Genomic DNA, 23,566 nt, shown 5'->3' on the forward strand with positions numbered 1-23,566 from the left:
GCCCCGCTCGCGCGGGGTCGGTCAGGGACGCCACCGGCACCGCGTGCCGGTGGCGTCGCCGTTTCAGATCACGTGCAGCACGCCGCGCACGAGCACCGTCGCGGCCGCCAGGATCGCCACGCAGAAAACCAGGCCGGCCAGGTGCGCGCCGAGCAGGCGCCAGGCCAGCGCGGCTTCGCTGTCGTTCTCGTTCTCGTGCTCGCCGCTCGCCCGGGCGCGGCCGGCGTGATCGATCTTTCGCAGGGATTCACCGGTGCAGGCCATGGTTCGCGAACTCAGCCCGCCGTGGCTTCGGCAAGCGCCGCATCGCTTCCGCCGGCCAGCCATTTGTCGAAGCGATAACCGGGTTCCACGTCCTCGCCGAAATCGTGCGCGTAGAACAGCCGATAACCGCTGCTCCGGTACAAGCCGATCGCCTCGGGCTGGCGCGGCCCCGTGCTGAGATAGACGCGCGTGTAGCCGAGCCCCAGCGCGCGCCGCTCCAGCTCGGCCAGCACGCGCCGCGACAAGCCCTGCCCGCGATGCTCGCGGGCCACCCAGATGCGCTTGAACTCGGTGGTGCCGGCCTCGGCGTGAGGCATGAAGGCGCCGCCCGCGATCGCGATGCCCTCGCGCAGCAGCAACACCAGCGCGCCGAGCGGCGGCTCGAAATGCTCGGGCGGATAACGCACGAACTCCTCGCGCAGCGCCTCGGGATCGACCAGCCCGGCGTAGCGGCTGCCGTATTCGTAGGCCAGTTCCTCGAACAGCGGCCGCGAGCGCGGATCGACGACGCTCACGCCGACAAACACCTCGCTCGCGCCCGAACGCGCCACTTCTCGCGCCGCCGGCGCCTCGCTCGCTGCCACGCTCATCCCAAGCTCCCTCCTCGCTGACGCATCACAGCACCTTCGACAGGAAATCGCGCGTGCGCGGATGGGCCGGCTCGATCAGCACGCGCGAGGGCGGCCCCGATTCGAGCACGCGGCCGCCGTCCATGAACACGATGGTGTCGGCCACCTCGCGCGCGAAGCCGATCTCGTGCGTGACGATCAAGAGCGTGGTGCCCGAGTTCGCCAGTTGGCGGATCACGTCGAGCACCTCCTTGACCAGCTCGGGATCGAGCGCCGAGGTGGGCTCGTCGAACAGCAGCACCTTGGGCTTGAGCGCCAGCGCCCGCGCGATCGCCACGCGCTGCTGCTGGCCGCCCGACAACTGGCGGGGCCAGGCCTCGGCCTTGTCGGCCATCCCGACGCGTGCCAGCAGCGCGCGCGCCTCGCGTTCGGCGCGCTCGCGCGGCACGCCGGCCGCCAGCGGCGCTTCCACGAGGTTGTCCAGCACGTTCAGGTGTGGAAACAGGTGAAAGCCCTGGAACACCATGCCGACGCTGCCACGTCGGCGCAGGATCTCGCCTTCCCGCAGCTCGCGCAGCGTGTCGCCGTCGCGGCGATAGCCGACCAGCTCGCCGTCGATCTCGATGAAGCCGTCGTCGACGCGCTCGAAGTGGTTGATCGAGCGCAGCAGCGTGGACTTGCCCGAGCCCGACTGGCCGAGGATCACCGTCACGCTGCCCGGCGCCACGCTCAGCGAGAGGCGATCGAGCACGGTGTTGGCGCCGTAGCGCTTGGACACCTGGTGGATGCGCACCGCGCCGCCCGCGCGGCGTTCGGCCCAGCTCGCGACCGACGCGGCATCGACATCGGCTTGCGCCGTGGCGATGTCGCGCGCACGGCCGGCACGGCGCGCGCCGGCAAGCAGCCCCCGCAGCACGGCCGCGAACCGCGACGGCGCCACGCCCTCGCGCGTCGCGCCGCGCGAGAAATGCCGCTCCACCAGCCCCTGCAGGGCCGACAAGCCGGTGAGGATCACCAGGTACCAGACGGTGGCCACCATCAGCAGCGGAATCACCTCCAGGTTGCGGTGGTAGATGATCTGCACGGTATAGAACAGGTCCGGCATGGCGAGGATGTAGACCACCGAGGTGCTCTTGGCCAGGCCGACCAGGTCGTTGAAGGCCGCGGGCAGGATGCTGCGCATCGCCTGCGGGAGGATGATGCGGCGGATCTGCCGGCCGCGCGGCAGGCCCAGCGCGGCGGCGGCCTCGCGCTGGCCATGGTCGACCGACAGCAGCCCGCCGCGGATCGCCTCGGCCGAGAACGCGGCCTGGCTCAGCGTGAGGCCGATCGCGGCCGCCATGAAGGGCGTGACGAGCCCGGTGGTGGGCGCATCGAGCAGCACATGCCCGGTGAAGGGCACGGCGATATGCACCGTCTCGTAGAGATAGCCGAGGTTGTTCAGCAGGAGCAGCAGCACGATCAGCGGGATCGAGCGGAACAGCCAGATGTAGCCCCAGGCCAGCGCGCGCAGCAGCGGCGAGACGGACAGGCGCGCCAACGCCACCGGCAGCGCCAGCGCGAAGCCGGCCGTGCCGCCCACCAGGGTCAGCACCAGGGTCTTGGCGAGCCCGTCGAGCACCGGCGCGGCGAAGAACCACTGCGCGAACACGCCCCATTCCCAGCGCGGATTGCCGAGCACCGAGTCGAGCACCAGCGCGAGCAGCGCGAACGCCAGCACGCTGCCGGCGATGCGCGCCAGGCGCCGGTTCGGCACGATACGCAGGTGCCGGTAGTCGTCGGGCGCGCCCGCCTCGCCGAGGGTGCCCGCACCGAGCGGGAGAGCCGCGATGTTCCGGGAGCTGTCGTTCATGATCTGGACTCCTTCGGGCTCAGGCGGCGGCGTGTTCGGCGGCCTGGCGGGCGTGCCGGCTCTCGCGGCGCGGCAGGCCGAGATGGTCGCGCAAGGTCTGCCCGGTCAGCTCGCGCTGGTAGCGCCCGCGCGCTTCCAGCGCCGGAATCACGTGGCGCACGAAGTCGTCGAAGCCTTCGGCCTGCACCGGGAAGCCGAGGATGAAGCCATCGGCCGCGCCGGCGTCGAACCAGCGTATCAGCTCCTCGGCGATGCTCTCGCCGGTGCCGAGGAACTGCGCCTTCGGCGTGGTCACGTCGAGCGCCACCTGGCGCAGCGTCGCGCCGCTGGCCCTGGCCTCGGCCTTGATGCGGTCGGTGGTGGAGCGGAAGCTGTTGCGGCCGATCTCGCCGAGCTCGGGGAACGGCGCGTCGAGCGGGTACTGGCGGAAGTCGTGATGGTCGAAGAAACGGCCCAGGTAGGCCAGCGCCTCGTCGATGCCGACCAGCTCGCGGATCGCGCGATGCTTGGCCTCGGCCTCCTCGCGGGTGGCGCCGACGATCGGCCCGATGCCCGGATAGAGCTTCACGTCGCCGGCCGCGCGGCCGTGCCTGACGGCGCTGGCGCGCACGCGCTCGGCGAATTCGCGGGTCTCCTCCAGCGAGGGCGAATGCGTGAACACCGCGTCGGCGTACTTGCCGGCCAGTTCGATGCCGGCATCCGACGAGCCGGCCTGGAAGATCACCGGCTGCCCTTGCGGCGAGCGCTGGATGTTCAGCGGCCCCGCCACCTCGAAGAAGCGCCCCTTGTGGTCGAGCGTGTGCAGCTTGTCGCGATCGAAGAAGCGGCCGCTGGCACGCTCGCGCACGAAGGCGTCGTCGTCCCAGCTGTCCCACAGGCCCTGCACCACCTCCAGGTACTCGTCGGCGATCTCGTAGCGCAGCGCGTGATCGGGATGCTGGCCGCCGTAGTTCTTCGCCGAGCCTTCCAGCGGCGAGGTCACCACGTTCCAGCCGGCGCGCCCGCCGCTCAGCAGGTCGAGCGACGCGAACTGCCGCGCCACCGTGAACGGGTGGCTGTACGAGGTCGACAGCGTGCCGGCCAGGCCCAGCTTGGTGGTCGCCACGGCCAGCGCGGACAGCACCGAGATCGGCTCGAAGCGGTTCAGGAAGTGCGGGATCGAGCGCTCGTTGATATAGAGGCCATCGGCCACGAAGGCGAAGGCGATGCCGTTGGCTTCCGCCTCGCGCGCGATGCGCGTGAGGAAGCCGAAGTTGACGCTCGCGTCGGCCGGGCCGGACGGGTGCCGCCAGGCGTTCATATGGCCGCCCGCGCCATGCAGCATGATGCCGAAGCTGAGGTTTTTCCGGGTCATGTCGGGATCCGCAATCAGTTGAACGAAGCACAAGGTGAAAGGCGCCGCTCGCGCGACGCCGCAGTTTTCCGGCTCAGGCCGGCACCGTATCCAGCGCGCCGGCGATCGCCTCGATCGAGGCCAGGCGCCTGGCGTGTTCGGCCACCGGCGTGTCGATCACGAACTCCTCGATGCCGAAGCGACGGTGCAGCGCGTCGAGTTCGGCGCGGATCGCCTCGCCGGTGCCGGCCGCCGCGTGCGGGCGCAGTTCCTCGAGCCGGTAGTCGCTGGCGCCCACCTGCGCCGCGTAGGCGGCAGCCGCCGCCTCGTTGGGCAGGTTCACGGCCTGCCCGTCGGGCAGGTGCAGCTTGACGATGCGCAGCGCGCCCAGCGCGTCGCGCGCCGTCTCGCCCGATTCGGCCGCGTAGGCGTAGAGCGCCAGCAAGGGCGCGCGGCCGCTGGCCTCGCGATAGGCCTCGATCGAGCGCTCGATGTTCGCCACGTCGCCGTTGAAGTGGCCGGCATAGCAGAACTGCCAGCCGTGGCGCGCCGCCAGCGTCGCGCTCGACGGGCTGCCGCCCAGCAGCACGCGCTGCGGCGCCTCGCCAGGCTGCGGGAAGGCTTGCGCGCCGGCCAGCGCGGGATCCTCGCTCGCGCCCTTGCTCACGAAACCGTCGAGCTCGGCGAACAGCGCATCGAACGACGTGCGCGTCGCGCGATCGTGCCGGGCCTGCAGCGCGCGCGTGGTGGCCGGCAGCCCGCCCGGCGCCTTGCCGATGCCGAGATCGACGCGGCCCGGCGCCAGCGCGGCCAGCAGCCGGAAGGTCTCGGCCACCTTGAAGGGGCTGTAGTGCTGCAGCATCACGCCGCCCGAGCCGATGCGGATCGAGGAGGTGACGGCCAGCAGGTGCGCGATCAGCACCTCGGGCGCCGAGCTGGCCAGCGTGGGCGAGCCATGGTGCTCGGCCACCCAGAAGCGCCGGTAGCCGAGCGCCTCGGCGCGCCGCGCCAGGCGCAGCGTGGCCTGCAGGGCCTCGGCCGCGGTGCCGCCCTCGGGGATCGGGCTCTTGTCGAGAAGCGAAACGGTATAGCTCATGATTGCGGATTCCAATCCGGGAGCGGGCCCGGCGGGAAGTTTGGATGTCGCCCGACATCGGCGTGGCATCCATCGATTATGGTCAGTCGCGCGGCGCGCCGTTCGAGCAATTCCTGCGATGCATATGACGAAAAGCTCAGAACGCGTAACGCAGGCGCGCGTAGTAGAAACCGCCGTTCGCGCCGATGGTGGCCGCCGCCGAGTCGTAGCGGATCCCTTCCAACTGCGCCTCGTAGGGCAGCTCGGAAGGCTTCGCGTCGAACAGGTTGATGGCGCCCAGCGCGACCTGGAACCGCTTCGTGAGGTCGTAGCGGACCTCGATATCGGTGGTGTATTTCGCGGCGTTCCGGAAGCGCAGGAACTGCGTGGTCGAGAAGGCATTCGGGCCGACGATGTAGGTTTCCTCGCTGGTGGTGGGGCCGAAGCGCGTCTCGTGGATCGTCACGGCCCACTTGTCGCGATGCCAGGTGCCGCCGACGATCACGCGGTTCTTCGGCGTGGAGGTGGTGAGCCAGGCGATCTGCTGCGCGTTGAGCTGCGGCGCGCCGCTGGCGGTGGTGCCGGCGCGCGTCACCGAGGTGGTGTTGAAGTTCACGCCGAGGTCCCAGTCCACCTGGCTGTAGGCGCCGAAGCCGGTATGCCAGGTGCCCGTCAGGTCGAGGCCGCGGGTGCGCGTGTCGGCGCCGTTGGTGAAGTAGCTGGCCGAGACGGACGAGGCCGGCACGCTGCCCGGCACCGACAGGCCGGCCGCCTGCAGCGCGGCGATGGCGGCCGTGCCCGAGGCGGTACCGCCCTCCACGATGCGGTCGCGGATGTCGATCTGATAGGCGTCGATCGCCAGGTTCAGGTCGCGGGTGGGCGTCAGCACCAGGCCGAGGTTGAAGTTGGTGGATTTCTCCGATTTCAGCGGCTGCGCGCCGATCAGCCGGGCCGCGCCCGAATTGGCGGCCAGCAGCCCGTTGGCCGAGGCCGGCGAGACGTTGACGTTGGTGTAGTTCTCCTCGGCCAGCGAGGGCGCGCGAAAACCGGTGCTGACGCTGCCGCGCACGGCCAGCGCCGGCGAGAACTGGTAGCGCGTGGCGAGCTTGCCGTTGGCGGTGTCGCCCACGTCGCTGTAGTGCTCGAAGCGGCCGGCCAGGTCGATCTTCCAGCGCGGCGTGATCAGCGTCGAAAGATCCACATAGGTGCCCAGCACGTCGCGCGAGGAACGGCTCGCGCTGACCGGCGCCAGCCCCGGCAGCGCCTGCGCGCCGCCCAGCAGGTAGGAAGCCTCGTCGCCGGGCGAGACGCTGTAGGTCTCGTGGCGCTGCTCCAGGCCGAAGGACACCGACAGCGGCGCCGGCAGCAGCGGCAGGCGCAAGGCGCGCGACAGGTCGAGGTTGTTGGTCAGCTGGGTGCTGCTGACCGTCGACAGGTGGAAGCTGGTGGGCGTATTGCCCTGCGTGCCGTACAGGCCCGTGTTGGCGGAATCGAGCAGGCCGAAGGATTCGTAGTTGCCGCCGTAGGTCGAGCTGAGATCCCAGCTGAAGCCGAACAGGTTCTCGCCCTTGATGCCGGCGGTGACCGAGAAGTCGTTCTCGTTGACGGTCTCGACCGGCGAGAAGCCGTTCGGGTAGACGGCCGGCAGCACCGTGCCGGGACGGAAGTTCTGGTAGGCCTCGCCGCGCCGGTGCGCGTAGGTGCCGAAGCCGTACAGCTCGACCGAATCGCCGAGGTGGTAGCCGGCATTGAAGCCCACCGAGGTCCGGGTGCTGGCCGGGTCGCCCTCGATCGGGTTGGCGTAGCCCTGCCCCGGCGCGAAGCGGCCGAAATAATCGTCGGGGCCGGTGCGCACCGTGTGGTTCTGCCGCGAGAAATCGGCGGCCAGGTCGAGGAAGCCGTTGCCGCCCAGGTTGAAGCCCGCCACGGCCGATTCGTTGTTGCGGAAGCCGTCGCCGGCATAGGTCTGGCCGTTGCTCGACTCGACCGAGCCGCCGCGAGAGTTGCGTCGCAGGATGATGTTGATCACGCCTGCGATCGCATCCGAGCCGTATTGCGCGGCCGCGCCGTCGCGCAGGATCTCGATATGGTCGATCAACGCCACCGGGATGGTGGAGATGTCGACGCCGGTGGAACCCTGGTTCAGGCCGCCGTCCAGCGAGATGTTGGCCGTGGTGTGGCGGCGCTTGCCGTTCACCAGTACCAGCACGTGGTCGGGCGTGAGGCCGTGCATCGACAGCACGTCGGTCAGCACCGCCGTGTCGCCCGCATAGGACTCGCGTGTGATCGAGGGCGAGAGCCGCACCAGCGCGTCGCGCAGGTTGGCCGCGCCGGTCTGCTGCAGTTGCGCCCCGCCGATCACGTCGACCGGCGTGAGGCTCTGGCTGGCGCGGGTTTGCGTGCGCGCGCCGGTCACCACCACGGCGTCCTGGCGCACCGTGACGGGCGCGCCGGTTGCCGTGCCTGCCGTCGCGCCCGCCGTCGTTCCCGCCGTCGCTACGATTACCGCGGGCGTCACGCCAGCGTCGGGCGCCGCGTGCACGGCCGGCGCGAGCGGCGAGCCGCCTGGCCTCGCCTGTCCCTGCGGATCATGGCTCGTGCCCGCATCCTTCGTCGCCGGCGCGGCGGCCCGCGCCCAGGCCGAGCCGCAGGCCAGCGCCAGCGCGCCGGCCGTCGCCCACCGCCAAGGCGCGACGGCCATGCCGCGCGCGCTTGCCCTGTGTTCCCTTTGCTCTGACCGCATCGACTATCCCGTGTACGAGACGAGCGTGGTCGCGCGCGAGCCTCGCTGGCACGCGCGACGAGGCCGGCCGTCGTCGTCGCGACGGCCTTCCTGCTTCGCATGACTAAGTGAATCGGCCGAGCCCGGACGGGCCGGCCGGGCTTCGGGTCAGCTCTTCGGCAGACCTGGCGGGTTGGTGCGCGCGGCGTCGATCGCCTCGGCACCGAGGTTCCAGCGCTCCAGCACCTGGCGGTACTTGCCGTTCTTGATCAGGTCGTTGAGCAGCAGCGTGATCGGCGCGGCCAGCCCGCTGCCCTTGCGGGTGGTGACGGCCACCTCGGCCGTGAGCGGCCAGCCGCCGCTGACGGTGCCGACCGCGCGGATATCGTGCGTGCGCGACTGCTGGTAGGCGAGCGTGGCGTTGACGCTGAAGATCGCGTCGGCGCGCCCCGCTACCAGGCCGAGATAGCGTGCGGCCACGTCGTCGAAGTAGATCACCTGCACCGGCTTGAGCCCCTGCGCGACGTTCTGCTTGTCCCAGGCCAGCAGGATCTTTTCCTGGTTGGTGCCCGAATCGGTGATGATGCGCAGCCCCGCCACGTCGCGGCGATCGCGGATCGCCTGGATCCGGCTGCCGTTCGGCACGTAGAAGCCCAGCACGTCGCGGCGATAGGTCGAGAAGTCGAACTTCTCCTTGCGCTCCTCGGTGACGGTCACGTTCGACAGCACCGCGTCGACCTTGCCCGATGCCACCGCCAGCGGCCAGTCGGCCCAGGCCAGCGGCACCAGCTTCAGCTTGAGGCCCAGGCCGTCGGCCACCAGCTGGGCGAGGTCGGGATCGTAGCCCACCAGGGTCTTCGCGTCGGAAGCATAGGTGTCGAGCGGCGGTGACGAGGGGGCCAGGCCGACGGTCAGCTCGCCCTTGGTGACGAAGGGGAAACTGGCCGGGATCGCCGCGATCGCGGCGCGATCGGCGGTGGTCCGCACGCGGTCGTGCTGGTCGGGGCTCAGATTCAGGGCCGCGGTCGGGGTCGCGGCCTGTGCCGGCACCGCCAGCCATGCAAAGGCGCTCACCAGCAGGCCCACCATCGTCGCTCGGAATGTGCTGCCTTGGTTCATCGTGTCTTGTCCTGGTTGGTATCGTGGGGAGAAAGCAGGCTCGGCCAGCCCGCTCGGGCTCAGCGCCGCCCGAGCGGCCCGGGGCGCCGCAGGTCGGCCAGCGTGTCGCTGCGCGCGCTCTCCAGCAGGTCCTTGCCGAAGGGCAGGCGCCAATGCACCTCGACCGGGATCGCCGGGTCGTAGAGCGGCGCGTAGCCGGCCGCCAGGTACAGGCCCACGGCTTCCGGTTGGCGGTAGCCGGTGGTCAGGTAGAGACGCCGATAACCCTGCCCGCGCGCCCTCGCCTCCAGCGCGTCGAGCACCTGGCGCGCGACGCCGCGGCGGCGCCAGGCATCGTGGGTCCAGATGCGCTTGAGCTCGGCCGTGCTCGCGTCGTAACGCTGGAATGCGCCGCCGCCCACCGCCTCGCCCTCGTGCAGCAGCAGCACGAAGGCGCCCGAGGGCGGCGCGAAATGCTCGGCCGGGTAGGTATCGATCTCGTGGCGCGCCTGCTCCACCCCGCCCGGCCTGAACTCGCGGTAGCGCGTCGCGTATTCGGCGGCGAGCCCGCCGAGCAGCGGCTCGGCCAGCGGATCGAGGGGCGAGGTGTCGACGACGTCGTAGGTGAGGAGCATGGTGGTCCGGGAATCGAGATCGATGCCTGCCGGCACGCGGCACGCAAGCCAAGATAGCAGCGCCCGGGCCTGCCACTAACCAAGCATTCGGCAGATCCTTATGCCCGCGCGCGCCGCTATGCGCAGCACGGATCGGCGCGATGCGCGAGGCCCTCCGCCGGGCCGGCGGCGGCGCCGCTCAGGCGTCGAGCGGCGACGCCAGATGGAACAGGCAGTCGCCGCGCCGGACGGCGGCCGGCACGCGGCGGCACACCAGCTCGCCGGCGGCGGCGAAGCGCAACAGCACCGGCTCGCGCAGCGGCGTGTCGGGGAAGTGAATGCGCGCGGCCGCGTCGCCGGCCGCCACCGTCGCGCCGAGCTCGACCAGCGGCTCGAACAGGCCGGCATCGTGCGCATAGAGGTATTGCTCGCCGCCCGTCACGCGATAGAAGCGGGTCGGCGCGCGCGGCGCCTCGGCGGGCACCAGCGGGCCGTGCAGCAGCCCGACATGGGCCAGCAGCCGCAGCAGCCCGAGCCGGCCCTCGCGCAGCAGCGCCGGGCGCAGCTCGCCGCCGCCGCCCAGCTCGGTGGTGATCGCGATCGCGCCCTGCCGGCGCGCCGCGCCCGAGCTGAGCACCGGGTTCTCGCGATGCAGGAAGGCGCGCGGCAGGCCGATGGCATTCAGCAGCCCGCGCAGGCGCGTGTGCTCCCCGGCGTCGCGCGGCTCGATCGCCAGCATGTTGCCGCCGTCGTAGCGCAGCGAGCTGCCGCCCGAATGCAGGTCGACCAGGTAATCGGCGCGCGCGAACAGCTCGCGCTCCAGGTACTCGGCGATCGCCGCGGTCGGGCCGCCGCGCGCGTCACCGGGAAAGCTGCGGTTCAGGTTGCCGCCGTCCAGCGGCGAGGTGCGCAGCCCCGCCTCGGCAGCCGGGAAGTTCGCCATCGGCAGCAGGATCAGTTGTCCGCGCAACCAGGCCGGATCGAGCTCGCGGATCAGGCTCGATACCAGCACCTGCCCCTCGTATTCGTCGCCGTGATTGCCGGCCATCAGCACCACCACCGGCCCCTCGCCGCGGCGCAGCGAGGCGATCGGCACCGGAATCCAGCCATAGGCCGAGCGATGCACCGAATGCGGCAGGCGCAGGTAGCCGGCGTGCCGGCCCTCGGCATCGAGGTCGATCTCGCTGCTGACCGTGCTCATGATGCCGACTCGTCGCGCGCGGGTTCGCGCCGGGTCGGCCAGGCTTCGCGCTGCTGGATCGGGTCGTGGTTCGGTATGCTCATGAGACGGTTCTCGAGTGAGGAAAAAGGCAGCGACGAACGCCGGGCATGGGACGAGTTCCCACGCTCGACAGCATCGGAGGTGCCGAAGCGCGAGTCGTGAAACGAACCCATCGGCGGGAACGGTGACACATATTCACATACGCCGCCGATACGCCGCGCCCGGATGCGACACAAACCGGGCCGCGGATCGAGCAGTTCGGCAAACGGCGGGCGTCCAGGCAGGGCGCCGTGGGCGCCGCCGCAACCGCCGATCGGTGAAGCGCGACGCGGACGGCATCGCCGGGCCGGCGCGCCGGCGCATGCCGGGTTGCCGCGCTTCGAATTCGCTTCGCGCCATGCCTCGATATTCAGGTCGTCTGGCTCTTTTCGGCAGCCCCTGTTATTCGTTCGAGATTTTTCGATCACTCGCGTCAGCGGCGCTTTATCCCGCGATCCCATGGATGCCATGGATGCCATGCCGATCGCCAATCGCGCGCTTGTCGGACGACCGCTCACGGCGCAGAAAAAATATTTTGGCATCCAACACCGTCTTCATTACCGGGCCGACCCGCCGACCATTCCGTGCGCCTTGATTAGCCGCGGGCATCCGCCAAGAAATCGGCAATATCGAGAAACGCGGCTTCGGTTTTGCTTCGCATGACGATCGGGTCCCACGGTCCTGGCCGCGATTATTTGTCATCGCGCAATCCATCCCATGTCGCACCTGACCTTTCGGATTCGGCCTCATCCGGTTCTTACCGACTGGACGGCCGGTTCCACGCCGTTCATGCGGCGACGCCGCAGGCAGGTGTTTCCGTATCTTACAAAAACGGCAACATTCTTTCTTAAGAATAAAATTTTCAGAATCAATCGAATCGATTGAAACGATGACGAACGAATCACCTCGACATGGCACGGACGATGCCCTCCTTTTTTGGTTATGAAAATCGTCGAAGTCATTTCGAAAATCACGTACGAGATTTTTTTTATTTACATTACCGTAACGGACTTCGAGAGTTGGTAATTCATCGCGCATGACTTGTTTCAAGCAGATACGGATGCCTGTCGAGATCTGATTTGCCGTACCGGCCATCCGGCATCATTCGTGCATCGGGTCGTGACACCGCCGCTTGGCCGCCTCCTCAAATTAAAAGACGTCATCGCCATAGTCGTCATCGGAGCCTGAGACAATGCGAATCTCCCCCCTTCCACCCCTGCAATGTCTGATAGCGTTCGAGGCGTCGGTCAGACACGCCAGCTTCACCCGGGCCGCCAGCGAACTCAATCTCACCCAGAGCGCGATCAGCCGGCAGATCGGCCAGCTCGAGGAATTCCTGGGCCGCGCCCTGTTCCTGCGCGAGCCGCGCGCGTTGCGGCTGACGGTGGCCGGCGAACGTTACGCCGGACGCATCCGCGCGCTGCTCGAGGAATGCTCCGAGGCGACCTTCGAGATCATGAAGCGCTACGGCGACCTCGATCTCGCCGTCGCCTGTTCGGCCGGCGTCGGTACGCTATGGCTCACGCCGCGGCTCCGCTCGTTCTGCTCGGCTCACCCGAACATCAACCTGCGCCTGATCGTGCGCGACAGCCTCGCCTCGCTCGCGCCGTCGGAATTCGACGTCGGCCTCTACTACCTGCGCGACCGCTGCGAATTGCACCTCGATTCGCAACTGCTGATCGACGAGGAGGTGTTCCCGGTCTGCTCGCCGGACTATCTCGGCGGCCGGTTGCTGTCGCCGGCGGAACTCGTGGAGGAAACGCTCCTGACCCACGAGGACCGCCAGCGGCCGTGGATGTCGTGGGACGAATGGTTCGAACTGAATGGCGTGGCGATACCGAAGAAGCGGCGCATCATCGTCGCGAACCACTATCCGCAGTTGGTCCAGATGGCCGTCTACGGGCAGGGCCTCGTGCTCGGCTGGAACCAGATGATCGACAGCTACCTGAAGGAGCGACAACTCGTTCGAGCCACCCGCGAGAGTGCCACCAACGGCGGCGGTTATTACATCGTCACGCCCAACGAGCGCTCGATGAACCGCGCCGCGGCGCTGTTCAAGCGCTGGCTGACCCAGCAATCGGCGCCGAACGAGCTGCTGATCAGCGCCTGAGCCCACGCATCCCGCACGCATGCACGGCACGCATGCGCGGATGCAAATATTTCGTTTCGCCGGCCGGCACGCCTCCTCTAGCATCGAACCTGAATTCCTCCTGGCACGCCGCGCGCCCCGGACCGCCCAGAATCCGCAGCACGACCGGCGCGGCAACCAGCCAGCCTCCCGCATCCTATGATAGGAATCCTTATCATGAGTGGAGCCATCTTGTCCGACCTGCCCCGGCGTGCGCCAGCCGCGCGCGGCTGGCGTGCCGTCTGGGCGGCGTCGCTGGGCAACGCATTCGAGTGGTTCGACTTCACGCTCTACGGGTTCTTCGCGCCCGTGATCGCCGTGCTGCTGTTTCCCGGCGCCGATCGCTTGACCGCGCTGCTGCTGGCGGTGGCCACCTTCGGGGTCGGCTTCGTGATGCGCCCGGTGGGCGGCATCGTGCTCGGCATCCTCGCCGATCGCCGTGGCCGCCGCCCGGCGCTGGCGCTGACCGCGCTGCTGATGGCGCTCGGCACGAGCCTGATCGCCTGCGTGCCGACCTATGCGCAGATCGGCGCCTGGGCACCGGCGATCGTGGTACTGGCACGCCTGCTGCAAGGCTTCTCGGCCGGCGGCGAGATGGGCAGTGCCGCCGCCTACCTGACCGAGATCGCGCCGCCCGGCCAACGCACCTACTACGGGAGCTGGATCCAGTCCGGCGTGGGTTTCGCGATCCTCTGCGGCGCCCTCATCGGCACGCTGATGACCACCGTGCTCGATACCGAGGCGCTGCACGCCTGGGGCTGGCGCGTGCCGTTCCTGGCCGGCATGCTGATCGGTCCGATCGGCTACGCGATTCGCAGCCGGCTCGACGAGACGCCCGCGTTCGCGGCGATCGCCGCGCGCGGCCCCCGCCGCTCGCCGCTCGCCGAGGTCGCCCGCGGCTACCGCCGCGAGACGCTGGTCGGTATTTCCCTGGTGTTCCTCTGGACGGTCTGCACCTATGTGCTGCTGTTCTACATGCCGACCTATACCACCCAGGTGCTGGGGCTCGCGCCGCGGGCGGGCTTCATCGCCTGCATCGCCGGCGGAGCCACGCTGATGGTGACGGCGCCGCTGGCCGGCAGGCTGGCCGACCGCCACGGCGGCAAGTGGCTGATGGCCGGCGCGGCGTTCGCGATCCTCCTGCTCGCCTATCCGATGTTCGCGTTCATCAACCGGGTACCGACCGTCGCGGCGCTGATCGGTTTCCAGCTCATATTCGGCCTGCTGATCGCCGGCTACACGGGCCCGATCCTCGCGGAATTCGCCCGGCTGTTCCCGACCGCGGTGCTCTCCACCGGCCTGTCGCTCGCCTACAATCTCGCGGTCATGCTGTTCGGCGGTTTCGCGCCGCTTTTCATCACCTGGCTCACGCACGCGCTCGGCGACGCGCTGGCCCCCGCGTTCTACGTGATGGCCGCCGCCCTGGTCAGCCTGGCCGGCACGCTGCTGCTGCGTTCGCCGAGGCCGGACCCGGCACCCATCGCGAGGACGGCACGCAGCGGGGAGCAGCCATGGCACTGATCGTGATCCGCGACGGCAAGCTGCTCGACCTGGCGCGCGGCGAATGGCTGCCGCACCATCATGTCGTGATCGAGCACGAACGCATCGTCGAGGTGTCGGCGCGAGCGCTCGCGCTGCCCGACGCGCACGTGATCGACGCGCGCGGCAAGACGGTGATGCCGGGCCTGATCGACTGCCATGTCCATGTGCTGGCCTCGCACGCCAATCTCGGCTCCAACGCGGCCCAGCCCAACCTGCTCGCGGCCATGCGCGCGCTGCCGATCCTGCGTGCGATGCTGACCCGCGGCTTCACCAGCGTGCGCGACGCGGGCGGCGCCGACGGCGGGCTCGCGCAGGCGATCGCGCTGGGGCTCGTGACGGGGCCCCGGCTGTTCCCGTCGGGCAAGGCGCTGTCGCAGACGGGCGGCCACGGCGATTTTCGTGCGACCGGCGACAGCATCGACCCCTGCGACTGTCATGCGCGGGCGGGCGCGATCGCTCGCGTGGTGGACGGCGTCGACGCCGTGCGCCTGGCGGTGCGCCAGCAGATCCGCGACGGCGCCACCCAGATCAAGATCATGGCCTCGGGCGGAGTGGCCTCGCCCGTGGACAAAATCGGCCATAACCAGTATTCGGAAGCCGAGATCCGCGCGGCAGTGGACGAGGCGCGCGCGGCCGGCACCTATGTGATGGCGCACGCCTACACGGGCGCGGCCATCGCGCGCGCGATCCGCTGCGGCGTGCGCACCATCGAGCACGGCAATCTCGTCGATCAGCCGGCGGCCGAGCTGATGCGGGAACACGGCGCCTATGCGGTGCCCACGCTCGTCACCTACGAGGCGATCGCGCGTTGCGGCGCGTCGGGCATGCCGGCCTCGGCGCTCGCCAAGCTCGCGGCCGTGCGCGAGGCGGGCCGCGCGTCGCTGGAGATCTTCGCGCGCGCGGGCGTGCCGATGGGCTTCGGCACGGATTTGCTCGGCGACATGCACCACTTGCAGGGCGAGGAATTCCGCTTGCGCGCCGAGCAGCTCGGCAACCTCGAGGCGCTGCGCTCCGCCACCACGGTCGCCGCGCGGATTCTCGGGCGGCCCGACACGCTGGGCACCATCGCGCCGGGCGCGATGGCGGACCTGCTGGTAGTGGACGGGGACCCGCTCGCCGATATCGGCGTGCTGGCCGGCAACGGCGAACGCATCGACTACGTGCTGCACGGCGGACACGTGCTGCGGCGCGGCGAGCTGGTCGGGGTCGATTGACGGATGGGAATCACGGCGCGCCCGGCAGCAGCCGCGCGCGTGGACATGGCGGAACGGCCCGCCGGGGCGCGGCAGCGCGAACCGGCACCGATTGCGCCGAACGGGTTCCGGCAGTGGCGGGCAAGCCTTCGCGCGAGCCTGCCGCCGCCGGGGCGGGCGGGTTGCCGGGCTTCCTCCGGGAAGATTGGGCGATCCATATTTCAGCATCATCCTTCAAGGAGAAAATCATGCGTATCAAGCGTACGAAGCGCGTGTGTCTGATGAACGACGGTCTGTAATTCCGGCGTCTTCATCTTCCGCCCGAGCCGCCTCGCCACCCGGCGAGGCGGCTCCCGCTCCGGTCCCGGCCCGTGCCCAGTGGCGGCGCCGTCCGAATGGAGAATCATCGTGATGCACATCACACGCCCCATGCTGCGCAGCGACAGCGCGATCCGCCGCCTGGACGACTGCCTCGTCATCACCTATCTCGACGAAGACTACGAAATCGAATTCGACGATCCCGCGTCGCTGCCGGCCACCGAGATCCTGCTCGGCCGCCTCGACGGCACGCGCACGGTCGACGAGCTCTCGCAGGATACCGCCGGCCTGCGTCCCGAGCAGGTCGCGAGCACGCTGTCGATACTCGACGGCAACTTCCTGCTGGCCGAGGGCGGCCACGCCGGCGCGCCGATCTCGGGCCTCGCCTTCGCGCTGCACCTGGAAGACCTCTACTACAACCGCTGGATGGGACGGGACGGCGAGACCGAGCTGGTGCGCGCCGTGTTCGACGGCCAGGCCTCGCGCGACGTGCTGATCGGCTGGGGCTTCGAGTGCTACCACGTCACCACCCGCGCCCACGATTGCCTGGCGCCGATCATCGCGCGCATGCACGACGGGCTCAAGCCGCTCGCGATCGACTACGTGCTCGACGAATACCGGCACGACAAGCTGCTGATGAAATCGCTGCTCGCGCTCGGCCACACCCGCGAGGCCATCGAGGGCTCGCTGCCGCTGCCCTATACCCACGCGGTGATGAACCTGCTCGCGCGCTGGTCGAATACCGACCTGCTCAGCTTCATGGGCTGCCTGTTCGTGTTCGAGGGCACCCGGGACATCGGCGATGCCTATATCCGCCAGCTCGAGCAATACGACCTGCCGCCCGAATTCCTGCGCGGCCAGTCGGTGCACAACGACGTGAACAACGCCGGCGATCACGGCGCCGTCTCGCGCCTGCTCTACAGCCGCTTCCCGTCGATCGGCGTCGACGACCAGGCCCGCGTGATCCGCAACCTGCGGATGCTCTATGACGCGCAGCGCCGCAAGCACCGCAACGTGCTCGACTACTACCGCGCCCCGACGATCGGCATTCCGCGCATGCTGCCGCGCTGAGCGCTCGCCGCAGCCCTTCGCCCCGCCCCCGACCCGAGGAACCCGCCATGACGTCCGATTCCGCCTCCCTGCTGACCTCGCTCGCGGATCATCGCGAGCAGATCGGCTACCTGCACGGCCGCCTCACCGAGGCGATCGCCAACGCGGTCGACAAGATCCGCCCGTTCGAGGCACGTTATGCGCTCGGCAACGCCATGGTGCGTCATGCTCGCGCCTTGCTGCTGCGCAAGCGCGAGCATCTCGAGATCGTGCCGCTGCCCGCCACCGAGGCGATCGCCAATCAGTTCTTCGTGCTGTCGCTGAACGACGCGCGCGTGTTCGTCCAGCTGCTGCTGAACTTCTACCGAAGCGAGCTTCCCATGGCGACCTACCTGCATGACGCGGGCACCAAGGACGCGCTGCATTTCGACGACGCCGACACGCGCTATTTCGAGGCCGTGGCCGACATCGCCGATGTCGAAGCCTGCGCCGTGCACCTCGTGCTCGACGCCGGCGAGGCCGCGCGCCTCGAGGTACAGCATCACCTGCTCGGCGAGACGCTGCGCTACCTGGCGGACGAACTCGTCGACGCTCGTCCGCTGCACGCCTGACGACGGAGGCCGATCGTGTCCTCGACTGTCGGTCGCCCGCTGCTGGCCTCGCTGCCCGGCGCCGCGGAACGTTTCCCCACGGTGCACGCCACGCTGGCCGCCGGCAGCCTGCCGCTGCACCTGAACGAGAGCCCCTACCCGCCCTCGCCGCGCGTGGCCGCCGCGTTGCAGCGCGCGTTCACCGATCTCAACCGCTATCCGGCGCCGCATCCGGCCGAACTGGTCGCCGCGCTGGCCGAGCGCTGCGGCGCGACCACCGACACGGTGCTGATCGGCCCCGGCAGCGACGACCTGTTGCTGACCCTGGCGCTGACCTTCCTCGAACCCGGCGACGTCGCGCTGATGCCGGCACCGAGCTTCGGCAAGTACCACAGCGCGACCGCGGTGGCCGGCGGCCGCGCCGTGAGCGTGCCGCTCGACGCGCACGGTGCCGTCGACCTGCGCGCGCTGGCCGCGCGGATCGGACCGGAGACCCGGCTGGTGTTCGTGCCCACGCCGAACAATCCGACCGGCGCGGGCGTGGCCACCGACGAGATCGTCGCGTTCGCGGCCGCCCTGCCGCCGCATGTCGTCGCCGTCTTCGATCTCGCTTATCACGAATTCGCGCTGCGCTCGGGCGGGCCCGACGTGCCGCGCCTGCTCGCCGGCTGCGGGCGGCGCTGGATCTGCCTGCGCACCCTGTCGAAGGCGTACTGCCTCGCCGGGCTGCGCCTCGGCTACGCGCTCTGCGCCGATGCCGAGTTGCAATCGATGGTGCTGAAGATCCGCTCGGTCTTCAATGTCGGTGCGCCGGCCATCGCGGCCGCGCTGGCCGCGCTCGACGATCCCGAACATATGCGCGGCGTGGTCGAGGCCATCGTGGCCGAGCGCGAGCGGCTGCGCTCGGCCTGCCTGGAGGCGGGCCTCGAGGTACTGCCGAGCCAGGCCAATTTCCTCGCGGTGCGCGTGGGCCCCGGCCGCGATGGGCTCGTCGAGGCGCTGCGCGAGCGCGGCATCCTGATCGCGAAGATCGCGCATCCCGACTACGCGCAGTACGTGCGTATCTCGGTGGGCAGGCCCGAGCAGAACCACGCGCTGCTGGCCGCTCTGCATGCGTGCCTGGCCGCGCCACGCGCGGCCGGCACGTCCCGGACCCTGGGCTGAAACGGAGGTTGCGATGAATTTTTCGGAATATGTGATCGGCAAGGCGCTCTACAACCGCTGGGCCAACGAGAAGATCCTCGAGGCCGCCGCCACGCTGCCGCCGGCGCAGCGCGACGAACCCCTCGTGCCCGGGCTCGATTCGATCTACGCGGTGCTGAACCACGTACTCGTGGTCGACCGGATCTGGGTGGCGGAGGTGGACGGCAGCGAGTTCGACACGCCCACAACCCGCACCCTGCTGCACCCCGACTGGGACGGCTATCTGGCCGACCGCCGGCGCACCGACGCGCGCATGCTCGAGCTCGTCTCGGGCTTCAGCGACGCCGAGCTCACCGGCACGCTCTACTGCGACGAGGAGATTCACTCCGAGCTGCGCGAATGGCCGTTCGCCAGCGAGATCGACCATATCTTCCGGCACCAGGCCCATCACCGCGGACAGGTCGTGCTGCTGATGGAGGCCACGCCAGTGGGCCGGCTCAAGATCGACGGCCTGTTCGTGCCGCCCGACCCGCGGCTCGGCACCGCGGAAACCGCGGCCGCCTGGAGCGCGGCATGACGCTGCTGATCGAAGCCGGCGCGGACGCGGCGCGCCAGTGGCGGCAGGTGCTGCAGGCGCGCGACCCCGCCCTCGACGTCCGCCTCTATCCGGAGCTCGGCGATCCGGCCGAGATCACCTCACTGCTGAGCTGGAAGCCGCCGCTCGGCCTGCTGCCGCAACTGCCCGCGCTGCGGCTCCTGCAGTGCAGCGGCGCCGGCGTGGACCAACTGCTCGACCATCCCGAACTGCCCGACTGCCTGGCGCGCGGCGTGCAGGTGGCGCGGCTCGTCGATCCCGGCCAGGCGCAGGATCTCGCGACCTATGCGCTGGCCGTCGCGCTCGGCTGGTACCGGCGGCTCGACGCCTATCATGAGCTGGCCCGGCAAGGCCGGTGGCAGCGGCTGTTCCCGCACCCGGCCAGCGCACGCTGCCGGGTCGGCATCCTCGGCCTCGGCGTGATGGGCCGCACGATCGCCCGGGCGTTCCAGGCCTGCGGCTTCCCGGTGGCCGGCTGGGCTGCGCACCGCGCGATCCTCGACGGCATCGAGACCTATGCCGGCCGGGCCGAGCTGGCCCCGTTCGCCGATCAGTGCGGCGTGCTGGTCTGCGCGCTGCCGCTCACGCCCGACACGCAGGGCATCCTCGACGCCGCCCTGTTCTCGCGACTGGCGCCGCGCGCCTGCGTCGTCAACCTCGGGCGCGGCGGCCACCTGATCGAGGCCGACCTGCTGGCCTGGCTCGCGCAGGCGCCCGACTCGGCGGCGGCGCTCGATGTCCATGCCAGCGAGCCGCTTGCCGCCGATCATCCGTTCTGGCGCCATCCGCGCATCCGCACGACACCGCATATCGGTGCATTCGCGGCGCCCGAGCGCGTGGCCGGGCAGATCGTCGGCAACCACCACGGCGTGCTCGCGGGGCAGGTTCCGCTGCACCGGATCGACCTGGGACGCGGCTACTGATGCCGGCGCGCGCGAACGACGACGCCCCGCACTCCCGCCAGGTGCGCATCGACCTGGCCGCCTGCTATCGCCTGGTCGATCGCTTCGGCATGAGCGACCTGATCTTCACGCACATCACGGCGCGCAGCCCCGATCACGACGAGGCGTTCCTGATCAATCGCTACGGCCAGCTGTTCGACGAGATCCGCGCGAGCGACCTGGTGGAGATCGACGCGGCCGGCGCGGTGCTCGCGGGCGAGGGGCCGGTCAATCCGTCCGGCTTCGCGATCCACGCCGCGATCCATCGCGCGCGACGCGACGCGTTCTGCGTGATCCACACCCACAGCGTCGCCGGCATCGCGTTGTCGGCCTGCCGCGCGGGGCTGCTGCCGCTGAGCCAGCACGCGATGAAATTCCACGCGCGCCTGGCCTATCACGACTACGAAGGCATCGTGCTCGGCAGCGACGAGGGCGCCCGGCTGGCCGCCGCGCTCGGCGACGGGCAGGCCGCCGTGCTGCGCAATCACGGGCTGCTCGCCGTCGGCCGCACGGTGGCCGAGGCCTTCCATGTGATCTACCACCTCGAGTTCGCCTGTCGCGTCCAGCTTCAGATACTTGCCGCCTGTCGCGATTCCTCGGATATGCTGAGCCCTGCGCCGGGGGTCGCGGAACGGGTCGCCCGGCAGTTCGAGGCGTTTCCGCAGCCGCTGGGGCGACGCGAATGGCCTGCCCTGCTCCGCCTGCTGGACCGCACTTCACCAGACTACCGGGAGTGACCGTCATGCAGCCCCTGCGCGATAGCGAACGCAACCCCATCCTGAGCGGCGTACTGGCCTATGCGCTCGGGATCTTCTGCATGGCCCTCGTCGATGCGAGCGGCAAGCACCTGTCGCGGGCCTATCCGCTCGCCGAGATCATCTTCTTCCGCTCGCTGCTCGCCACCGTGCCGCTCGGCATCACGGCGAGCCGCGCCGGCTGGCGCACGCTGCGCACGCGCCGCCCGGCGCTGCACGCGATACGCGGCCTGACCGTGCTGTTCACGCTCGGTTTCTTCTTCTGGAGCCTGCGCTACCTGCCGCTGGCCGATGCCACCGCGCTCAACCTCACCTCGCCGATCTTCACCACGCTTTTCGCGGCCTGGTTCCTGGCCGAGGCGATCCCACGGCGCTACTGGCTCGCGCTCGCGATCGGCCTGGCCGGGGTCTGGCTCGTGATGGCGCCCACCGACGCGACCCTGCGCGGGGCCGCGCTGATCGCGGTCGCCTCGGCCGCGGCCTACGCCGGCACCAACATCAGCACGCGCATCCTGGTGCGCACCGACAGCTCGCTCTGCTGCACCTTTCACTCGAACACGGTACTGCTGGTGGTGACCGCGCTCGGCGCGCTCGCCAACGACTGGCTGCTGTTCACCTGGCGCGACACGCTGGTGGTGTTCGTGATGGCGATCGCCAGCACCGCGCTGCAGATGCTGGGCGCTTACGCGCTCAAGCGCGTGCCGGCCTCGCGGCTCGCCCCGCTCGACTACACGCTGCTGATCTGGACCGTCGGGCTCGGCGCGCTGGTCTGGCACGAGTGGCCGCGGCCGGCCGTCTGGGCCGGCATGGTGCTGGTCTGCGCGAGCTGCTGGGTGATCGTCTCGAGCAAGGCCGCGCGACCCGTGCCGGCCCCTAAGCCGGAGACGCTCGCCTGAGCCGGCCCGGCCGGTCGCGCGTCCCCCGCCCGTCGTCCCGTCGTCAACAGGAGTTGCCCGATGCTGCGTCGCCAGATGATAGGAATCAGCATGGCCGCCACCGGCCTCGCGCTGGCCGCGCCGGCCGCGCGCGCCCTGTCCGGCAGCACGCTGCACGCGCTCGTGCAGCCGGAGCCGTCGGGCCTGATGATCGGCCTGTACCTGAACAGCCCCACCCAGCTGATCGCCGGCAACGTCTACGAGAGCCTGCTGCGCTTCGACGAACGGCTCACGCCGCTGCCCTCGCTCGCGCGCGCCTGGGAGGTGAGCACCGACGGGCGGCGCTACACGTTCCACCTGCAGCCGGGCGTGAGCTGGCACGACGGCAAGCCGTTCACGGCCGCCGACGCCGTGTTCTCCGTCGACGTGTTCCTGCGCAGCACGCACGCGCGCCTGCGCGCCAATCTTGCGGTGGTGGAAAGCATCCGCGCGCTCGATCCGATGACCGTGGAATTCCGGCTGATACACCCGTTCGGGGCGTTCCTGAACCTGTTCGAGGTGGGCACCATGCCGATGGTGCCGCGCCATCTCTACGAAGGCAGCGATTTCCGCACCAACCCGGCCAACATGGCGCCGATCGGTACCGGCCCGTACCGCTTCGCGCGCTGGGAACGCGGCGCCTACATCCAGCTGGTGCGCAACCCGCGCTACTACCGGCCCGACCAGCCGCATATCGACACCCTCTACTTCCACGTGATCCCCGATGCCGCTGCGCGCGCCGTGGCGTTCGAGACCGGGCGGATCGACGTGGTGCCGGGCGGCGCCGTCGAGTATTTCGACGTGGCCCGGCTCGGCCGGCTGCCGGGCGCGCAGGTCACCACGCGCGGCTGGGAATTCTTCTCGCCGCTGTCGTGGTTGTGGGTCAACCATCGCCGCGCGCCGCTCGACCGGATCGCGTTCCGCCAGGCGCTCAGCTACGCAATCGACCGCGAGGCCATCGCGAGGATCGCCTGGCAGGGTTTCGCGCAGCCGGCCACCGGCCCGTTCAACAGTCACGTTCGTTATTTCACCCGCGACGTCGCCCAGTATCCCCACGATCCCGCGCGCGCCCGCGCGTTGGTGGCCGCCTCCGGCTATCGCGGCGAGACGCTGCGGCTGCTGCCCCTGCCTTACGGCGAGTCCTGGACGCGCATGGCCGAGATGGTGCGCCAGAACCTGCTGCAGGCGGGCGTGAAGGTGGCCGTCACCCCCACCGACGTGGCCGGCTGGAGCGCGCGGCTCGGCCAGTGGGACTACGACCTCGCCTTCACCTACGTGCACCAGTTCGGCGATCCGGCGATCGGCATCGCCCACCACTACACCTCGGACACCATCGCGCAGGGCTCGCCGTTCAACAACGTCGAGGGCTACCGCAACCCGAAGGTCGATGCGCTGTTCGCGGCCGGCGCGCGCGAGACCGACGACGGCCGGCGGCGCGCGATCTACGTGCAGGTGCAGAAGCTGCTCGCCGACGAAGTGCCCAACATCTGGCTGCACGAGCTCAACTTCCCGACGCTCTACCGCAGCCGCGTCAACAATGTCGTCAGCTCCGGAATCGGCCTGAACGACAGCCTGGGCCGCGCCTGGCTCGCCTGACCGCGCCGCCGCC

The 23,566-nt window shown here is 70.0% G+C and carries 22 protein-coding genes; 11 read left to right on the plus strand and 11 right to left on the minus strand.

Annotated elements, in window-relative coordinates; translation table 11 throughout:
- Positions 1 to 63: 63 nt before the first annotated feature.
- The 11 genes from FB600_RS02625 to FB600_RS37065 form a co-directional block, all read right to left on the minus strand.
- Complete coding sequence (locus tag FB600_RS02625; RefSeq protein WP_145756193.1) at positions 64 to 264, minus strand: hypothetical protein; 201 nt, start codon at positions 262 to 264, stop codon at positions 64 to 66.
- An 11-nt stretch (positions 265 to 275) separates the two neighbouring features.
- Positions 276 to 854, minus strand: a complete 579-nt coding sequence (locus tag FB600_RS02630) for a GNAT family N-acetyltransferase (protein ID WP_145756194.1) — start codon at positions 852 to 854, stop codon at positions 276 to 278.
- 25 nt (positions 855 to 879) lie between these two features.
- A complete protein-coding gene (locus FB600_RS02635) occupies positions 880 to 2,685 on the minus strand; it encodes an amino acid ABC transporter permease/ATP-binding protein (protein ID WP_145756195.1) in 1,806 nt (601 codons plus the stop codon).
- 19 nt (positions 2,686 to 2,704) lie between these two features.
- Positions 2,705 to 4,039: an LLM class flavin-dependent oxidoreductase gene (locus FB600_RS02640; RefSeq protein ID WP_098152783.1), complete on the minus strand. Its 1,335-nt coding sequence runs from the start codon at positions 4,037 to 4,039 to the stop codon at positions 2,705 to 2,707.
- Positions 4,040 to 4,112: 73 nt separating this feature from the next.
- Entirely contained in the window at positions 4,113 to 5,114 is a 1,002-nt protein-coding gene (locus tag FB600_RS02645; protein ID WP_145756196.1) for an LLM class flavin-dependent oxidoreductase, read from the minus strand.
- 136 nt (positions 5,115 to 5,250) lie between these two features.
- The gene (locus FB600_RS02650; protein WP_261383320.1) at positions 5,251 to 7,794 is read right to left on the minus strand and encodes a TonB-dependent receptor plug domain-containing protein; all 2,544 of its coding nucleotides are present in this window, start codon (positions 7,792 to 7,794) and stop codon (positions 5,251 to 5,253) included.
- A 189-nt stretch (positions 7,795 to 7,983) separates the two neighbouring features.
- A complete protein-coding gene (locus FB600_RS02655; protein WP_096751418.1) occupies positions 7,984 to 8,934 on the minus strand; it encodes an ABC transporter substrate-binding protein in 951 nt (316 codons plus the stop codon).
- Between the two features lie 59 nt (positions 8,935 to 8,993).
- Positions 8,994 to 9,548 carry a GNAT family N-acetyltransferase gene (locus tag FB600_RS02660; protein WP_013690684.1) on the minus strand — a complete coding sequence of 185 codons (555 nt, stop codon included), beginning with the start codon at positions 9,546 to 9,548 and terminating at the stop codon, positions 8,994 to 8,996.
- Between the two features lie 178 nt (positions 9,549 to 9,726).
- Positions 9,727 to 10,728 carry a succinylglutamate desuccinylase/aspartoacylase family protein gene (locus FB600_RS02665; RefSeq protein ID WP_145756198.1) on the minus strand — a complete coding sequence of 334 codons (1,002 nt, stop codon included), beginning with the start codon at positions 10,726 to 10,728 and terminating at the stop codon, positions 9,727 to 9,729.
- Positions 10,725 to 11,267 (minus strand): hypothetical protein, encoded by a 543-nt coding sequence (locus FB600_RS37060; RefSeq protein WP_186467840.1) that lies wholly within the window; start codon positions 11,265 to 11,267, stop codon positions 10,725 to 10,727. Before FB600_RS37060 ends, FB600_RS02665 begins: the two co-directional genes overlap by 4 nt.
- Positions 11,233 to 11,883: a hypothetical protein gene (locus tag FB600_RS37065; protein WP_127837770.1), complete on the minus strand. Its 651-nt coding sequence runs from the start codon at positions 11,881 to 11,883 to the stop codon at positions 11,233 to 11,235. Before FB600_RS37065 ends, FB600_RS37060 begins: the two co-directional genes overlap by 35 nt.
- Positions 11,884 to 11,980: 97 nt before the next feature.
- On the opposite strand from FB600_RS37065, the gene FB600_RS02675 reads away from it, so the two are divergent.
- From FB600_RS02675 to FB600_RS02725, 11 genes are all read left to right on the plus strand, one after another.
- Positions 11,981 to 12,898 carry a LysR substrate-binding domain-containing protein gene (locus tag FB600_RS02675; RefSeq protein WP_098183107.1) on the plus strand — a complete coding sequence of 306 codons (918 nt, stop codon included), beginning with the start codon at positions 11,981 to 11,983 and terminating at the stop codon, positions 12,896 to 12,898.
- A gap of 195 nt (positions 12,899 to 13,093) precedes the next feature.
- Positions 13,094 to 14,437: an MFS transporter gene (locus tag FB600_RS02680; protein WP_145756200.1), complete on the plus strand. Its 1,344-nt coding sequence runs from the start codon at positions 13,094 to 13,096 to the stop codon at positions 14,435 to 14,437.
- Entirely contained in the window at positions 14,428 to 15,672 is a 1,245-nt protein-coding gene (locus FB600_RS02685) for a metal-dependent hydrolase family protein (protein WP_098183109.1), read from the plus strand. Before FB600_RS02680 ends, FB600_RS02685 begins: the two co-directional genes overlap by 10 nt.
- A 390-nt stretch (positions 15,673 to 16,062) precedes the next feature.
- Positions 16,063 to 17,040 (plus strand): iron-containing redox enzyme family protein, encoded by a 978-nt coding sequence (locus FB600_RS02690; protein WP_261383326.1) that lies wholly within the window; start codon positions 16,063 to 16,065, stop codon positions 17,038 to 17,040.
- A 47-nt stretch (positions 17,041 to 17,087) separates the two neighbouring features.
- Entirely contained in the window at positions 17,088 to 17,630 is a 543-nt protein-coding gene (locus FB600_RS02695) for a hypothetical protein (protein WP_098183111.1), read from the plus strand.
- A 15-nt stretch (positions 17,631 to 17,645) separates the two neighbouring features.
- Complete coding sequence (locus tag FB600_RS02700) at positions 17,646 to 18,773, plus strand: pyridoxal phosphate-dependent aminotransferase (RefSeq protein ID WP_145756201.1); 1,128 nt, start codon at positions 17,646 to 17,648, stop codon at positions 18,771 to 18,773.
- A gap of 13 nt (positions 18,774 to 18,786) precedes the next feature.
- Positions 18,787 to 19,329, plus strand: coding sequence for a DinB family protein (locus tag FB600_RS02705; protein ID WP_098183113.1), 543 nt, complete (start codon positions 18,787 to 18,789; stop codon positions 19,327 to 19,329).
- The gene (locus FB600_RS02710; protein ID WP_098183114.1) at positions 19,326 to 20,270 is read left to right on the plus strand and encodes an NAD(P)-dependent oxidoreductase; all 945 of its coding nucleotides are present in this window, start codon (positions 19,326 to 19,328) and stop codon (positions 20,268 to 20,270) included. The genes FB600_RS02705 and FB600_RS02710 overlap by 4 nt, the downstream gene beginning before the upstream one ends.
- Positions 20,270 to 21,025 (plus strand): class II aldolase/adducin family protein, encoded by a 756-nt coding sequence (locus FB600_RS02715; RefSeq protein WP_098183115.1) that lies wholly within the window; start codon positions 20,270 to 20,272, stop codon positions 21,023 to 21,025. Before FB600_RS02710 ends, FB600_RS02715 begins: the two co-directional genes overlap by 1 nt.
- 5 nt (positions 21,026 to 21,030) lie before the next feature.
- The gene (locus tag FB600_RS02720) at positions 21,031 to 21,939 is read left to right on the plus strand and encodes a DMT family transporter (protein ID WP_227744049.1); all 909 of its coding nucleotides are present in this window, start codon (positions 21,031 to 21,033) and stop codon (positions 21,937 to 21,939) included.
- 60 nt (positions 21,940 to 21,999) lie between these two features.
- The gene (locus tag FB600_RS02725; protein ID WP_098183117.1) at positions 22,000 to 23,553 is read left to right on the plus strand and encodes an ABC transporter substrate-binding protein; all 1,554 of its coding nucleotides are present in this window, start codon (positions 22,000 to 22,002) and stop codon (positions 23,551 to 23,553) included.
- Positions 23,554 to 23,566 lie beyond the last annotated feature (13 nt).

This window comes from Burkholderia sp. SJZ089 (genome assembly GCF_007828315.1).
GTDB classification, from domain to species: domain Bacteria; phylum Pseudomonadota; class Gammaproteobacteria; order Burkholderiales; family Burkholderiaceae; genus Burkholderia; species Burkholderia gladioli.

Excerpts from the sequence above, each read along its gene's own strand:
- FB600_RS02690 (WP_261383326.1), top strand. The coding sequence starts at position 16,063 with ATGCACATCACACGCCCCATGCTGCGCAGCGACAGCGCGATCCGCCGC.
- FB600_RS02660 (WP_013690684.1), bottom strand. The coding sequence starts at position 9,548 with ATGCTCCTCACCTACGACGTCGTCGACACCTCGCCCCTCGATCCGCTG.
- FB600_RS02695 (WP_098183111.1), top strand. The coding sequence starts at position 17,088 with ATGACGTCCGATTCCGCCTCCCTGCTGACCTCGCTCGCGGATCATCGC.
- FB600_RS02705 (WP_098183113.1), top strand. The coding sequence starts at position 18,787 with ATGAATTTTTCGGAATATGTGATCGGCAAGGCGCTCTACAACCGCTGG.
- FB600_RS02725 (WP_098183117.1), top strand. The coding sequence starts at position 22,000 with ATGCTGCGTCGCCAGATGATAGGAATCAGCATGGCCGCCACCGGCCTC.
- FB600_RS02680 (WP_145756200.1), top strand. The coding sequence starts at position 13,094 with ATGAGTGGAGCCATCTTGTCCGACCTGCCCCGGCGTGCGCCAGCCGCG.
- FB600_RS02710 (WP_098183114.1), top strand. The coding sequence starts at position 19,326 with ATGACGCTGCTGATCGAAGCCGGCGCGGACGCGGCGCGCCAGTGGCGG.
- FB600_RS02630 (WP_145756194.1), bottom strand. The coding sequence starts at position 854 with ATGAGCGTGGCAGCGAGCGAGGCGCCGGCGGCGCGAGAAGTGGCGCGT.
- FB600_RS02625 (WP_145756193.1), bottom strand. The coding sequence starts at position 264 with ATGGCCTGCACCGGTGAATCCCTGCGAAAGATCGATCACGCCGGCCGC.
- FB600_RS37060 (WP_186467840.1), bottom strand. The coding sequence starts at position 11,267 with ATGGCATCCATGGCATCCATGGGATCGCGGGATAAAGCGCCGCTGACG.
- FB600_RS02635 (WP_145756195.1), bottom strand. The coding sequence starts at position 2,685 with ATGAACGACAGCTCCCGGAACATCGCGGCTCTCCCGCTCGGTGCGGGC.
- FB600_RS37065 (WP_127837770.1), bottom strand. The coding sequence starts at position 11,883 with ATGGCCGGTACGGCAAATCAGATCTCGACAGGCATCCGTATCTGCTTG.
- FB600_RS02655 (WP_096751418.1), bottom strand. The coding sequence starts at position 8,934 with ATGAACCAAGGCAGCACATTCCGAGCGACGATGGTGGGCCTGCTGGTG.
- FB600_RS02675 (WP_098183107.1), top strand. The coding sequence starts at position 11,981 with ATGCGAATCTCCCCCCTTCCACCCCTGCAATGTCTGATAGCGTTCGAG.
- FB600_RS02685 (WP_098183109.1), top strand. The coding sequence starts at position 14,428 with ATGGCACTGATCGTGATCCGCGACGGCAAGCTGCTCGACCTGGCGCGC.
- FB600_RS02715 (WP_098183115.1), top strand. The coding sequence starts at position 20,270 with ATGCCGGCGCGCGCGAACGACGACGCCCCGCACTCCCGCCAGGTGCGC.
- FB600_RS02650 (WP_261383320.1), bottom strand. The coding sequence starts at position 7,794 with ATGGCCGTCGCGCCTTGGCGGTGGGCGACGGCCGGCGCGCTGGCGCTG.
- FB600_RS02665 (WP_145756198.1), bottom strand. The coding sequence starts at position 10,728 with ATGAGCACGGTCAGCAGCGAGATCGACCTCGATGCCGAGGGCCGGCAC.
- FB600_RS02720 (WP_227744049.1), top strand. The coding sequence starts at position 21,031 with ATGCAGCCCCTGCGCGATAGCGAACGCAACCCCATCCTGAGCGGCGTA.
- FB600_RS02640 (WP_098152783.1), bottom strand. The coding sequence starts at position 4,039 with ATGACCCGGAAAAACCTCAGCTTCGGCATCATGCTGCATGGCGCGGGC.
- FB600_RS02645 (WP_145756196.1), bottom strand. The coding sequence starts at position 5,114 with ATGAGCTATACCGTTTCGCTTCTCGACAAGAGCCCGATCCCCGAGGGC.